This window comes from Herbiconiux sp. (assembly GCF_023264895.1).
Lineage (GTDB): Bacteria > Actinomycetota > Actinomycetes > Actinomycetales > Microbacteriaceae > Herbiconiux.
Genome location: NZ_JAHFUY010000016.1, coordinates 1 through 13,290, shown reverse-complemented (window position 1 = coordinate 13,290; position 13,290 = coordinate 1). Strand labels below are relative to the sequence as shown.

Genomic DNA, 13,290 nt, shown 5'->3' with positions numbered 1-13,290 from the left:
CTCACGCTCGATCGGTTGTGAGCGCAAGTCTGGAAGATCATTTCCAGACGCAAGGAGCTCTTCATGACCACCCGTACCCGACCTCCGCTTCGAGCGATGGGAGCTGCGGCCACCGTCGCCGTGGCCCTCTCCCTGTTCGCCGTACCCTCCGCCGCCGTTGCCGACACGGCACCTGTGCCGTCGTCGACCGAGTCGGTCCAGAGCGAGGAGTTCGCCGCGGCCGGCGTCACGCGCATCGGCGGGGCGGACCGTTACGCCGTGTCCGCCGGGGTAGCAGCCAGCGAGTTCACCACCTCGCCCCTCGTGTTCGTGGCGTCGGGCGAGGGGTATGCCGACGCCCTTTCCGCCTCGGCCGTGGCCGGTGCGCAGAAGGCACCGGTGCTGCTCGTGTCGCGATCGGGCATCTCCGACCTGGTGGCCGCCCAGCTGACGAAACTGAATCCCGACGTCATCGTCGTCGTGGGCGGCACCGCGTCCGTCAGCAGCGACGTCGAGAAGGCGCTGGGCGACTTCGCCGATGACGTCGAACGCGTGGTCGGCGATACGCGCTACGAGGTGTCCGCCAGGCTCTCCGAGCAGACCCTGTGGCCGAAGAACCCTGTCGCGTACATCGCGTCCGGCCAGGTGTTCCCGGATGCCCTGTCGGGCTCCGCGGCCGCGGGACAGCTGGGCGGCCCGGTCCTGCTCGTGCAGAAGGACGCCATCCCGGGCGCCATCGGACTCGAGCTCGCCCGTTTGGCTCCGTCGAAGCTGATCGTCCTCGGCGGGGAGAACACGATCTCCGACACCGTCCTCACCCAGCTGCGGGGCATCGTGCGCGACACCACCCGTGTCGGCGGTGCCGATCGCTATGCCGTCTCGGCCGCGACGTCGCTCAGCGCCTTCCCCGTCGGCGCGAAGACCGTGTTCGTGGCGTCCGGCTCGGTGTTCCCCGACGCCCTTTCCGGGTCGGCTGCTGCGATCAAGGCGCACGGGCCCGTGCTGCTCGTCACGGCGGACTCCGTTCCCGGCCTGGTGGGCTTGGAGCTGGACCGGTTGAACCCCACGCGAATCGTCGTCCTCGGAGGCGATAGGACCGTCTCCGAGTCCGTTCGTGCGCAGCTGGCCGGCTACATCGTCCCCTCCTGAGGAGGCCGAGCAGCCGCGATTGAGTAGCAAGTACTCATAACGCCGGCGGGGTCGGGTGCGGGTAGATGGAGGTTCCCTTCCATCTCGACGAGGAGAGATTCTCATGACCCGTTCCCGATCCCGTACCCGTTCCTTCGTCTCCGTGGTGGCCGTCGCTGCCGCTGTGCTGGCCGCTCAGACCGTGCTCGCGCCCGCCGCCCAGGCCTACCCGGCCGTCGAGCGCTATGGCGGGGCCGACCGCTACGCGGTGTCGGCGCTGGTGTCGGAGAAGACCTTCGCGCCGGATGGACCCGTCGTCTACATCACCTCGGGGGTCGGCTTCGCCGACGCTCTGTCGGCGTCGGCCGTCGCCGGCACCTTCAACGCACCTGTGCTCCTGGTTCCGCACCGGGGCATCCCCGAGGCCGTGGCGACGGAGCTCAGGCGACTCTCTCCGGATCGCATCGTGGTGGCGGGTGGGGCTGCGAGCGTGAGCGACGAGACCTTCCGGCTGCTCCACGACTTCGCGGGGGTCGTCGACCGCCTCGACGGCGCGAACCGGTACGAGGTCTCGACGCTGCTCTCCGGAGACGCGTTCCGGCCGGGCCGACCCGTGGTCTACGTCGCCTCGGGCGCGGTGTTCCCTGACGCACTGTCCGGGTCGGCCGCCGCCGGCTCGCTGCAGGCACCCGTGCTGCTCACGACGAAGGATTTCGTTCCCGGCGTGGTGGAGGAGGAACTGCTGCGTCTGCGGCCAGGGAGGATCGTCCTGATGGGCGGGGAGAGCACCGTCTCGGCGGAGGTCGCGCGGCAGCTCGGTGAGATCGCGCCCGTCAGCCGCACCACCGGCGCCGACCGCTACGAGGTCTCGGCTGCGACCGCCGCCGGCTTCCGCACCGACATCCAGACGGTGTACGTCGCTTCCGGCCTCGTGTTCCCCGACGCGCTCTCCGGGTCGGCGGCGGCGATCGTCGACGGTGCGCCGGTGCTGCTCGTCCGACCCGACTCCCTCCCGGGGGCGGCGGCCACAGAGCTGGGCCGGCTCCGACCGAAGCACATCATCGTGCTCGGTGGCCCTTCCACCATCAGCGACTCGGTCATGGCCGAACTGCTGCCTTATGTGCGGGCCGACCGCTGACTCTCGATTGATCACCGGCCCTGGGCTGGTCATCGACCCCGGGCTGGTCACCGACCCCCGCCGTCCGCGACAGGTCGTCGCGGCGGCGTGCCAGGTGGGCGCGGGGGTGGGAGGATTCCGGGATGAGTGGATCCGTGCCGTTCGCCGTCGAGCTCGCCACACTGCGGTGGGGCGAGCACACCTCCCGAGCGCCGTCGGTGCTGCTCCTGCACGGACTGCCCTCGGCCGCGGGCACATGGTGGCAGGTGGCGAGCCTGCTCGCCGAGCAGGGGTGGGCGGTGACCGCGGCCGACCTCCGCGGTCACGGCGCCTCGCCGCGGACGACCGATTACTCGCTCGACGGCTACGCGGCTGATGTGGTGCGCCTCAGCCCGACCGGGGATGATCGGCCGTGGGACCTCGTGGTCGGGCACTCCCTCGGCGGAGCGGTCTCGGTGGTGGCCGCCGCTGCGGAGCCGCGGTGGGCCCGCACGCTCCTCCTGCTCGATCCCGTCATCGCGGTCGATCACGAGGAGGCCGACGACCTCGTCGCCGACATCCTGGGCGATCTCGACGACCTCGATCCGGCCGAGCTCCTGAGTCGGCACCCGCGCTGGCACGTCGAAGACGCCGTGCAGAAGGTCCTGGCCGCTCGCGTCGTCAGCCCGTTCGTGGTGGAGCGCACCATCCGTGCCAACACCACCGGCGGGTCGTCGAGGCGCTGGCAGCTGGAGCCGACCCTCGCCGAACTGGCACCCCGCGTGCACGTGCTCGCCGCCGACCCCGCGTGCGGCGCCATCTTCTCGCCGGAGCAGGGTGCAGCCCTCACCGAGGCCAAGGCGGATGCCATCGTGCAGACGGTCGTGGGCGCCGGCCACTCCGTGCACCGCGACGATCCCGCCGCCGTGGTGGCGGCAGCGCTGGCCTTGGTGCGACCGTGACCACGACCATCACCACCGTCACTGCCGGAAGGGCCCTGACTGCGACTGCGACTGCGACGGCGAAGGCGTCTGTGACGCCATGTGCCACGCCCCACCGACCCCCGGCACGATGGGACTGCGAGTCTCGATAGAATGGAGGGTCCGATCAGGCGGGCGCCACATCTCCGCCGGGACGCCTTCACAGCAGACCTTCCGTAAGGGGACTTCCATGTCGAAAATCGCGCGCCGAGCCAGCGCCGCCGCACTGGCGGCCGGGCTCCTCGTGTCCGTGGCCGCGTGCTCGAGCTCGGGCGGCGAGGGCGGCGACGCCTCGGCCGACGCCGAGAACTCGATCATCCTCATCACGCCGACGCCCATCGGCTCCAACAACTTCCTGCAGCTCGCCGCCGACGGCGCCGTGCAGGCCGGCGAGGAGTTCGACGCCTCGGTCGACGTGTACGAGAGCGAAGACCCCACGAGCATCCAGCAGAACATCGACGCCGCCGTGCGCGAGGAGCCGAGCATCATCATCGGTGTGAGCTTCAGCGTGCTCGACCAGATCACGCAGGCCGCCGCCGACTACCCCGACCAGCAGTTCCTGCTGATCGACACCTCGGCCGAGGAGCCCACCGACAACCTCACCTCCGCCGTCTTCAAGGAGTACGAGGCCACCTACCTCACCGGCGTCGAGGCGGGCCTGCTCACCCAGACGAACAACATCGGTGTGGTCGCCTCGCTCGACACCCCGTTCCTGCACCGCTGGGTCGACCCGTTCTTCGAGGGCGCCAAGAGCGTCAAGCCCGACGTGGCCACCGCCGTGCAGTACGTGGGCGGCGACAACCCGTTCGGCGACCAGGCCCGCTCCAAGGCGCAGGCCCAGATCCTCGCCGACGGCGGGGCCGACTACGTGCAGGCCGCCGCGTCCGGCGGAAACCTGGGTGTGTTCGAGGCCGCGGCCGAGACCGGATTCAAGGCCTTCGGCGTCGACACCAACCAGTGCCTCGACTCGCCCGGCAACGTCGTCGACAACGCCATCAAGCGCGTCGACATCGCCCTCGTGAACTCGGTCGGTGACATCCTCGACGGCACCACGGGCGGCTTCACCGCCTACGGCCTCGCCGAGGGCGGCGTCGGCCTCACCGGTCTCGAGGAGGGCGTCGCGGAGTCGGAGTGCCTCATCGCCGACCACCCCGAGGTCATCGAGCAGGTCGCGGCCATCCGCGACCAGATCATCTCGGGCGAGATCGTCGTGGCAGACCCGCTCACCGCCGGATGACCTCACCCTCCGCAGCAGCGGTGACCGGCGAGCCGAGCGCTCCGGCGGTCGAGCTCGTCGGGATCGGCAAGAGATTCGGCGCCGTCGTGGCCAACGACGGCGTCGATCTCGTGCTGCGCCGCGGCTCCGTGCACGCCGTCATGGGCGAGAACGGCGCCGGCAAGTCGACCCTCATGTCGATGCTCTTCGGCCTCCTGAAGCCCGACTCCGGAGAGATCCGCGTCGACGGCGCGCCCGTGCAGTTCGACGGCCCGCTCGACGCGATCGCCGCCGGTCTCGGCATGGTGCACCAGCACTTCCGGCTCTTCGACTCGATGACCGTGGCCGATAACGTCGTCTACGGCGCCGAGCCCACGAAGGGCGGTCTCATCGACCGCCGGGCCGCCGCCGCGCGCGTGCGCGAGCTGAGTGAGCGCTACGGCCTCGAGACCGAGCCCACCGCCGTCGTGGGCTCGCTCTCGGCCGGCGCCCGCCAGCGGGTCGAGATCCTCAAGGCGCTTCATCGCGACGCCCGCATCCTCATCCTCGACGAGCCCACCGCCGTGCTCACCCCGAGCGAGGTCACCTCCCTCTTCACCGTCATCAGGCGGGCAGCGGATGCCGGCACCACCGTCGTGCTCGTCACCCACAAGATCCACGAGGTGCTCGCCGTGAGCGACGAGGTCACCGTGCTCCGGGACGGGCGCGTCACGGGCCGGTTCGCCACCAGCGAGGCCACGAGCGCGTCGCTCGTGCACGCCATGACCGGCCGCGAGATCGACGAGGTGCGGAACCCGGGCACGGGCACGCCGGGCGCCGTGGCGCTCGAGGTCGAGCACGTCACCGTGGGCGACCCCCGCACCCCTGCCGTGCACGACGTCTCGCTCGCCGTGCACCGCGGTGAGATCGTCGGCGTCGCGGGCGTCTCCGGCAACGGCCAGCACGAGCTCGTCGCCGCCGTGCTCGGCACCGTGCAGGCCTCGTCCGGGCGCATCCGCCTCCTCGGCGAGGAGGTCGGCAGCCGCTCGGTGCGCGACCGACGCGCGGCCGGGCTCGCCGTCATCCCCGAGGACCGTCGTGGCGAGGGCACCGCGGTCACCCTCTCGGTGGCCGAGAACGTGACCCTGGGCCACCACCGCACCGCCCCCATCGGCGCCTCGAAGGGCCTCCGCCGCGGCTGGATGTCGATCAGGGCCGAGCGCGCCCGTGCCCGCGAGCTCATCGCCGACTACGACGTGCGCACGTCGGGCGAGCAGCAGCCGATCGGCGCGCTCTCCGGCGGCAACGCGCAGAAGGTCGTCATCGCGCGCGAGCTCTCGCACGGCGCGCCGGTGCTCATTGCCGAGCAGCCCACCCAGGGAGTCGACGTGGGCGCCATCGAGTCGATCCACCAGCGACTGCTCGACTACCGGGCCGGCGGGGGAGCTGTGCTGCTCGTCTCGCACGAGATCAGCGAGCTGCTCGCGCTCGCCGACCGCATCCTCGTCATGTACTCCGGCCGCGTCGTGGCCGAGTTCACCGCCGCCGAGGCCACGACGGCCCGCATCGGAGCCGCGATGGCGGGCGCCGCCGAGGCCGCACCCGCGCCCGACGCGGCAGCCGCAGTCGCTCCCGCGCCCACCGACACCCCCGCTCCCGAGCCGGAGACCGACCGCACCCCATGACCTCCACCCCCACCAAGCCGCAGCCCCGCGCCCGGCGCCTGCTCGCCACGGCCCTCCGCCACCCCGCGGTCGTGCCCCTCGGCGCCGTCGTCCTCGCCCTCCTCATCGGCGCCGTCATCATCGCCGCGGCCGGGCTCGATCCCCTCACCGCCTACGCCGCCGTGCTCGAGGGCAGCCTCGATCCGCGCCAGCTCGACTACACCTTCTCGGTCTGGGGCTTCATCTGCGGCATGGCCCTCGCGGCGGCGATCCCGCTCCGGATGGGCGAGTTCAACCTCGGCGGCAACGGCCAGATGGTGCTCGGCGGCCTCACGGCGGCCTGGGTCGCGCTCAACGTGCCGCTTCCCGGCATCCTGCTCGTGCCGCTCGCCGTGCTCGCCGCCGCGATCGTGTCGGGCGGCTTCGGTGCGCTGTCGGCCCCGCTCGCCACGCGCTTCGGCATCCCCATCATCATCTCCACGCTCCTGCTGTCGCCGATCGCGGTGGCCGTGGTCTCCTACCTCCTCCGGTTCCAGATCGGCGAGGCCGGCTCCGCGGTGGCCCAGACCCCACGCCTGCCCGACGAGGGGCGGATGTGGGCGCTCGGCGACCTCTCCTACTCCAACACCGGCCTCCTCGTCATCATCGCCATGATGGTCGCGTTCTACGTGGTCGACTCCCGCAGCGCCGTCGGCTTCGAACTCCGCGTGGTGGGGGCGAACCGGCGCTTCGGCGCCTACGGCGGCGTGCGGGTGGGGCGCCTCGCCTTCGGTGCGATGGCCGCCGCCGGGGCCGCCGCCGGCATCGTCGGCGCGATCATCGTCATGTCCTCGCCCTACCGCCTCATCGACGGGGCGCTCATCTCGCCCGGCTACACCTTCGCCGGTCTCGCGGCGGCGCTGCTCGCCGGCGGTCGCCCGGCGCTCATCCCCGTCACCGCGATCCTCTTCACCATCCTGCAGGTGGGCGGGGCGTCGATGGAGCGCTCGGCCGACGTTCCGCGCCAGCTCTCCGACGTGCTCCAGGGAGTCGTCATCGTGGTGCTCGCCCTCCGCACCGTGCTCGACCAGCGCCGCACCGAGCGGAGCTCCGCCTGATGCAGATCTTCGAACTGAGCTTCGTGGCCGCCGTGCTCCTCGCGGCCACGCCCATCCTCTACGCCGCCCTCGCCGGTGCGATCTCCGCCCAGGTGGGCGTCTTCAACATCGCGCTCGAGGGGCAGATGCTGTGGGGCGCCTTCGCCGCCGTGGCCGGCAGCTACTACACCGGCAGCGCCTGGGGCGGCGTGCTCGTCGCGCTCCTCAGCACCGCCCTGTTCGCCGTGATCCTCGCGGTCGGGTCGGCGCGCTGGAAGGCCGATCCGATCATCATCGCGATCGGCACGAACCTCCTCGCCCTCGGTCTCACGGGCTTCCTCCTGCGCGTGCTGTTCGACGTCTCCGGATCGTTCTCGCCGCGCGGCCTCGAGGGGCTGCCCAAGATGGCGTTCCTCGCCGACGTCCCCGTCATCGGCCCGATCTTCGCCGGCCAGACCCTGCTCGTGCCCCTCGCCTTCGTCGTGATCGTGGCCGTGGGCCTGTGGCTGAAGGCGACGCCGGCCGGCCTGCGCCTGCGCGGCGTGGGCGAGCATCCGGAGGCCGCTGCGAGCCTCGGCGTGAACGTGCCGTCGTTCCAGATGTGGGCCACGATCGTGGGCGGCGCCCTCTGCGGCATCGCCGGCGCGCAGCTCGCCCTCGGCAACGTCACGGTCTTCACCGAGAACATGACGGCGGGCCGTGGCTGGATCGCGGTGGCCGCGGTCATGCTCGTGGCGGGACGGCCGCTCTGGCTGCCGCTCGCCTGCCTGGGCTTCGGCGCGGCCGAGGCCCTCGGCTTCCGGCTGCAGGGCATCGGAGCCCCCCAGCAGCTCACGGATGCCGCGCCCTACGCCATCACCCTCGTCGTGCTCGTCCTCACGCGCATCCGCTTCGCCCGCTCCAGAAAGGTCTCGGTATGACCGGCCAGAACCCCGCATCCGCCACCACCCCCGCCGTCGCCGCGCTCCAAGACGGCACGATCGACGGCGGCGGCGTCCGGCACATCGTGCTCGACACCGACACGGGCATCGACGACGCCCTCGCCCTGCTCTACCTCGCGGGCCGCGACGACGCCGAGATCTCGGCCATCACGAGCGTCTATGGCAACACCCCCGTCGAGTCGGCGCTGGAGAACATCGCGCGCGTGCTGAAGGTCGCCGGCCTCGAGGACACCCTCGTGGCCAAGGGTGCTCCCGGCCCCATCGACGGCGAGGCCCGGATCGCGGCGCACGTGCACGGCGCCGACGGCCTCGGCGACCTCTGGCCCGAGCGGCTCACCCCCAAGAACCTCTCGCCGCTGAGCTCCGCCGAGCTGCTCGTGGAGCTCGGCCGTTCACGCCCCGGCTACTACGACCTGCTGCCGATCGGCCCGCTGACGAACCTCGGGCTCGCGCTCGAGATCGAGCCCGAACTGCTCACCCTCTACCGCTCGGTCGTCATCATGGGAGGCTCAGGCCCCTTCCCGCCGCTCGGGACCGTGCAGATGGTCGACGCCAACATCCACAACGACGCCGAGGCCTCCGCGCGCGTGTTCGCCGCGCCGCGCAACAAGCTCGTCATGGTGGGCGTCAACGTCACCGCCGGCACGATCGTCGACGAGCAGGCCGTGCAGGCGCTGCACCGCGCCGGCACCGAGTGGGGCACCTTCTCGGCCCAGGTGCTCGAGGCCTACATGGACTTCTACCAGGTCTCCTGGGGCCGCCGCGTCTCGCCCGCCCACGACGGCCTCGCCGCCGCGCTGCTCGTGCAGCCGGAGTGGATCACGAAGTCGGTCGAGGGCCCGGTCAACATCACGAGCGACGGCTTCTTCACCCGCGCGCACCTCATGCAGACCGCCGAGGGACTCCCCGTGAGCTGGCCCACCGAGGCGGCGCCCGACACCTTCGTGGTGCTCGACGTCGACCGCGAGGCCTTCCTCGCCGACTTCGTGCGGGTGCTCTCCGGGCGCTGAACGGAGGGGCTGGCCCGGTGGGATAAGTTGGATCCATGACCACCAGGGGCCAGCTGAAGACCGTGCACGTGCGGGCCCCCGGCAAGATCAACGTGTTCCTCAAGGTGGGCGCGGTGATGGAGGACGGCTACCACGACGTCGCCACCGCCTACCAGGCCGTCTCGCTCTACGAGGACGTCTTCGCGAGCGCGGCCGACGACTTCTCGGTGGAGTTCGGCGGGCACATCGACACCTCGGGGCTCGAGACCGACGGCTCGAACCTCGCCATCCGCGCAGCCCGGCTGCTCGCACGCACCACGGGGTTCCGCGGCGGCGCCCACCTCCGGATCGAGAAGAACGTGCCGATCGCGGGCGGCATGGGCGGCGGATCGGCCGACGCCGCAGCCACCCTGCTCGCCTGCGACACGCTCTGGGGCACGGAGCTCGGCCGCGACGAGCTGCTCACGCTCGCCTCCGAGCTCGGCGCCGACGTGCCGTTCGCCTTCACCGGGGGCACGGCAATCGGCACGGGGCGCGGCGACCAGCTCAGCCCCGCGCTCGCGAAGGGGAACTTCCAGTGGGTGCTCGTGCTGCCGGAGCGCGGGCTCTCGACCCCCGAGGTCTACCGCGAGCTCGACCGGCACCGCGAGCGCCACGCCCAGGACATCTTCCCCGCCCAGGGCCAGCCGCAGGTCGAGGCCGACGTGCTGCAGGCGCTCCGGGCCGGCGACCCGCACATGCTCGCCGAGTCGCTGCACAATGACCTCCAGGCGCCCTCGCTGCACCTGCATCCGGGGCTCGGCGCCGTGCTCGAGGTGGGGGAGGCCAACGGCGCCCTCGCCGGCATCGTCTCCGGATCGGGCCCCACGATCGCCTTCCTCGCCGCCGACCTCGACGGTGCGCTCGAGTTGCAGATCGCGCTGAGCGCGGCACGCCACCACGTCGTGCGCGTCACCGGCCCGGTGGCCGGCGCGCGCGTCGTCGGCGACTAGCCAGGCCTTGCCGCTTCAGCAGTCGCCGGCACAGGCCCCGGTCCCGGCCGGCCACGCGGAGAAACGCGAGCCTCGTGCTGACCATCGCCCAGGGCGCCGAGGTCACCGCCAGGCTCGCGTTTCTCCACGCGCGCGCGACTAGAACGACACGAGGGCCTTCACCGGCGCATCCGTCGACGCCGCGAGCACGCCTCGGCCGTCGAACTCGCTCGACAGCTCGATCACGACCGCGACGCCCGCGACCTCCCAGCCGGCGCGCTCCATCAGCCGCAGCGTGGCGGTGAGGGTGCCGCCGGTCGCGAGCACGTCGTCGACGATCACCACGCGGGCGCCGCGCGGAAGGGTGTCGGGGTGCACCTCGAGGGTCGCGGTGCCGTACTCGAGCTCGTAGCTCTCGGCGAGCACCTCGCCCGGGAGCTTGCCCGCCTTCCGCACCGCGAGCATCCCGAGGCCGCCGGCCACCGCGGCAGCGGCGCCCAGCACGAAGCCGCGCGCCTCGACGCCCACCACGGCGTCGATCGGACCGAAGCCCTCGATGAGCTCCTCGGCCACGGCGCGGAGAGCCGGCCCGTCGGCGAAGAGTCCGGAGAGGTCGCGGAAGAGGATCCCGGGGCTCGGGAAGTCCGGCGTCTCGGTCAGGCGGGAACGGATGAGGGTGGAGATCTGGGTGTCAGGCACGGTTCAATCGTATGGGCCGGAGATTTCTTTCCCGATCGTGTCGATCCGCGCATCCGCCGTTCGACGTCAGAGTAGGAGCGCGCAGAGGGCCGCTCCGAGATGAGGAGAAGACGATGAAGTACATGCTGATCATGCGATCGACCGACGCGGCGAAGACCGAGTACGAGGCGGCCGACTTCGAGGAGATCATCAACGCGATGGGCGCCTACAACGAGGCCATGATGAACGCGGGCGTGCTCCTCGCGGGCGAGGGCCTGGCGGACGACATGTCGAAGAACTTCGTGGTGGAGTTCGGCGGCGAGGCCCCGATCGTGACCGACGGCCCCTACGGCGAGACCCACGAGCTGTTCAGCGGCTTCTGGATGCTCGAGGTCTCCTCCAAGGAGGAGGCGGTCGAGTGGGCGTCGCGAGCACCCCTCGGTGCGGGCTCGAAGCTCGAGGTGCGCCGGGTCACCGAGATGAGCGACTTCGAGGGCTTCCAGGACAACGAGTTCCTGAAGAAGGAGGAGGGCTGGCGCGAGGAGCAGGCCGCGCGGTGACCGCGGGCCAGGCCGGCGAGGGTCGGGCCGGCGAGGGTCGGGCCGGCGAGAGCCAGGCCGGCGAGCGTGTCGTCGACGCCCTGCGGCGACGGGTCGACGCCGTCTGGCGCATCGACGGATCGCACGTGGTCGCCACCCTCGCCCGCCTCACGGGAGACCTCGGGCTCGCCGAGGACCTCGCGCAGGAGGCCGTGCTCGACGCCCTCCGCCAGTGGCAGGAGTCGGGCGTGCCGGAGAACCCGGCCGCCTGGCTCACCGCCGTCGCGAAGCGGAAGGCGATCGACGTGTGGCGCCGCCGGGAGCGCCTCGACGAGCGGCACCGGGCGATGGCCCACGAGCTCGAGGAGTCGGTCTCCGGTGCGGGCGACGCGTGGCAGCCGATCCCGGACGACGTGCTGCGGCTCGTGTTCACCGCCTGCCACCCGGTGCTCTCCCGGGAGGCGCAGGTCGCGCTCACCCTCAAGGTCGTGGGCGGTCTCACGACGGAGGAGATCGCGCGGCTGTTCCTCCTGCCCGTCTCGACGGTGCAGCAGCGGATCGTGCGGGCGAAGAAGACGCTCGCGGCCGCCAAGGTGCCGTTCGAGGTGCCGGAGCCCGCCGAGTGGCGCGCCCGGCTCGGGCCCGTGCTCGGCGTCGTGTACCTCGTGTTCACCGAGGGCTACGCGGCCACGGCGGGCGACCGCTGGATCCGCACCGAGCTCGCCGCGGAGGCGCTCCGGCTCGGCCGGGTGCTCGACGGCCTCCTGCCGCGAGAACCCGAGGTGCACGGGCTCGTGGCCCTGATGGAGTTCCAGGCGTCGAGGTTCCGTGCGCGGGAGCGACCGGACGGCACGCCCGTGCTGCTCGACGACCAGGACCGCACCCTGTGGGACCGCTCGCAGATCGGCCGCGGGCGCACCGTGCTCGCGCGCGCCGACGACCTCTCCCGGCGGCTCGGCCGCAGCCGCGGCAGCTATGCGCTGCAGGCCGCGATCGCGGAGTGCCATGCCGTGGCGCCGAGCGTCGAGGCCACCGACTGGGCGCGGATCGTGCTGCTCTACGAGGCCCTCGGGCGGATCGCGCCGAATCCGTTCGTCGACCTCAACCGGGCGGTGGCGGTCTCGATGGCGATGGGACCGGCATCCGCTCTGCCGATCGTCGACGGGCTGCGGGAGGGTGGCGCGCTTGCCGGGTCGCACCTGCTGCCGAGCGTGCGTGGAGAGCTGCTCGCGCGCCTCGGGCGCCACGAGGAGGCCCGCACGGAGTTCGAGGCCGCGGCCGCGCTCGCCCGCAACGAGCGCGAGCGGTCGGTGCTGCGGGAGAAGGCGGCCGCCGTCGGGAAGCCTGCCGGAGGCGGCGAGGCCCGCCGCTAGAGTGTGGCCATGCGCAGAGTGTTCGGGGTCATCCGCATCGTCGCGGCCGGTGTCATCATCGCGGCGATCGTGGCGCAGCTCGTGCACAGCATCGAGCTCGTGCCCGACGTGCCGCACTTCCTGGTGAACTTCTTCAGCTACTTCACCATCCTCTCCAACGCCCTGGCGGCTCTCGCCCTGCTCATCGGCGCCTACTACTCGTTCACGGTGCGGCGCGATCCGGCCTGGTACAACCTCTCGCTCGCGGCCGTCGTGACCTACATGGCCACCACCGGGGTGGTCTACAACCTGCTCCTGCGCTCGATCTCCCTCGACCAGGGCAGCACGGTGCCGTGGTCGAACGAGGTGCTGCACCTCATCGCGCCGATCTACGTCGTCGTCGTGTGGATCCTCACGCCGGGCAAGTCGCCGCTGAAGTGGTCGGCCATCGGGGCCATCGTCGCGTTCCCGCTCGTGTGGTCGGTCTACACGATGATCCGCGGGCCGCTCGTCGGCTGGTACCCGTACCCGTTCCTCAACCCGGCGCAGCCGGGTGGCTACGGCGCGGTCGCGGTCTACATCGTGGCGGTCGCGGGGTTCATCGGGCTCATGGCCGTCGTCGTCGTGGCGCTCAGCCGTACCCGCATCCTCCGCGGGTAGGCGGGGGCGGGCGGCCGGCCGGGCGCATCCGGGAACGGCGGG

General features: G+C 71.9%; 13 protein-coding genes. 12 read left to right on the top strand and 1 reads right to left on the bottom strand.

Annotated elements, in window-relative coordinates:
* The first annotated feature begins 63 nt into the window (after window positions 1-63).
* From Q0D57_RS01490 to Q0D57_RS01450, 9 genes are all read left to right on the top strand, one after another.
* Window positions 64-1,128, top strand: a complete 1,065-nt coding sequence (locus tag Q0D57_RS01490; protein ID WP_291037016.1) for a cell wall-binding repeat-containing protein — start codon at window positions 64-66, stop codon at window positions 1,126-1,128.
* A gap of 103 nt (window positions 1,129-1,231) precedes the next feature.
* Entirely contained in the window at window positions 1,232-2,245 is a 1,014-nt protein-coding gene (locus tag Q0D57_RS01485; protein WP_291037014.1) for a cell wall-binding repeat-containing protein, read from the top strand.
* 122 nt (window positions 2,246-2,367) lie between these two features.
* Window positions 2,368-3,165, top strand: a complete 798-nt coding sequence (locus Q0D57_RS01480) for an alpha/beta fold hydrolase (RefSeq protein WP_291037012.1) — start codon at window positions 2,368-2,370, stop codon at window positions 3,163-3,165.
* Window positions 3,166-3,373: 208 nt separating this feature from the next.
* A complete protein-coding gene (locus Q0D57_RS01475; RefSeq protein ID WP_291037010.1) occupies window positions 3,374-4,420 on the top strand; it encodes a BMP family ABC transporter substrate-binding protein in 1,047 nt (348 codons plus the stop codon).
* The gene (locus Q0D57_RS01470) at window positions 4,417-6,063 is read left to right on the top strand and encodes an ABC transporter ATP-binding protein (protein WP_291037008.1); all 1,647 of its coding nucleotides are present in this window, start codon (window positions 4,417-4,419) and stop codon (window positions 6,061-6,063) included. The genes Q0D57_RS01475 and Q0D57_RS01470 overlap by 4 nt, the downstream gene beginning before the upstream one ends.
* Window positions 6,060-7,139, top strand: coding sequence for a hypothetical protein (locus tag Q0D57_RS01465; RefSeq protein WP_291037004.1), 1,080 nt, complete (start codon window positions 6,060-6,062; stop codon window positions 7,137-7,139). The genes Q0D57_RS01470 and Q0D57_RS01465 overlap by 4 nt, the downstream gene beginning before the upstream one ends.
* The gene (locus Q0D57_RS01460; RefSeq protein ID WP_291037002.1) at window positions 7,139-8,038 is read left to right on the top strand and encodes an ABC transporter permease; all 900 of its coding nucleotides are present in this window, start codon (window positions 7,139-7,141) and stop codon (window positions 8,036-8,038) included. Before Q0D57_RS01465 ends, Q0D57_RS01460 begins: the two co-directional genes overlap by 1 nt.
* A complete protein-coding gene (locus Q0D57_RS01455; protein WP_291037000.1) occupies window positions 8,035-9,069 on the top strand; it encodes a nucleoside hydrolase in 1,035 nt (344 codons plus the stop codon). Before Q0D57_RS01460 ends, Q0D57_RS01455 begins: the two co-directional genes overlap by 4 nt.
* 35 nt (window positions 9,070-9,104) lie before the next feature.
* Window positions 9,105-10,040, top strand: a complete 936-nt coding sequence (locus tag Q0D57_RS01450; RefSeq protein WP_291036998.1) for a 4-(cytidine 5'-diphospho)-2-C-methyl-D-erythritol kinase — start codon at window positions 9,105-9,107, stop codon at window positions 10,038-10,040.
* Window positions 10,041-10,178: 138 nt separating this feature from the next.
* Here Q0D57_RS01450 and Q0D57_RS01445 read toward each other — a convergent pair whose 3' ends face one another.
* Entirely contained in the window at window positions 10,179-10,718 is a 540-nt protein-coding gene (locus Q0D57_RS01445) for an adenine phosphoribosyltransferase (RefSeq protein WP_291036996.1), read from the bottom strand.
* A 113-nt stretch (window positions 10,719-10,831) separates the two neighbouring features.
* Here Q0D57_RS01445 and Q0D57_RS01440 point away from each other — a divergent pair, with 113 nt between their 5' ends.
* The 3 genes from Q0D57_RS01440 to Q0D57_RS01430 all read left to right on the top strand — a co-directional run bounded on the left by Q0D57_RS01440 (window position 10,832) and on the right by Q0D57_RS01430 (window position 13,248).
* Window positions 10,832-11,257, top strand: a complete 426-nt coding sequence (locus Q0D57_RS01440; RefSeq protein WP_291036994.1) for a YciI family protein — start codon at window positions 10,832-10,834, stop codon at window positions 11,255-11,257.
* Between the two features lie 80 nt (window positions 11,258-11,337).
* Window positions 11,338-12,609, top strand: coding sequence for an RNA polymerase sigma factor (locus Q0D57_RS01435; protein ID WP_291037203.1), 1,272 nt, complete (start codon window positions 11,338-11,340; stop codon window positions 12,607-12,609).
* 9 nt (window positions 12,610-12,618) lie between these two features.
* A complete protein-coding gene (locus Q0D57_RS01430; protein ID WP_291036992.1) occupies window positions 12,619-13,248 on the top strand; it encodes a Pr6Pr family membrane protein in 630 nt (209 codons plus the stop codon).
* Window positions 13,249-13,290: the final 42 nt, after the last annotated feature.